Source organism: Metallococcus carri, from assembly GCF_011440275.1.
GTDB classification, from domain to species: domain Bacteria; phylum Actinomycetota; class Actinomycetes; order Actinomycetales; family Dermatophilaceae; genus Metallococcus; species Metallococcus carri.
Genome location: NZ_JAAOIV010000015.1, coordinates 1 through 327, shown reverse-complemented (window position 1 = coordinate 327; position 327 = coordinate 1).

Here is a 327-nt window from a genome sequence, read left to right as displayed (position 1 = left end):
CCCAGCGCCGCGGTGAAGTCTCGCCGGCGTGATGCGCGGGGTGCCGACGCGGTGCTCGCGGGTTTCGAGGCGTGCTCGCGGTTTCGACGCGGGCCTCGCAAGCTCGGCCCTTGCTCAACCAGCGAGGGAGTGAGCGTGCTCGCGGTTTCGACGCGGGCCTCGCAAGCTCGGCCCTTGCTCAACCAGCGAGGGAGTGAGCGTGCTCAACCAGCTGTAAGTGTGTGGGTGGCTGGCCTGGGGCTGGCTGGCAGGGTAGGTGTTGGCTCTCGCGTGGTCTGTCTCATCAACCAGCTGACCCGGCCCGTGTGGTCGGTGTCTTTGCCTCGA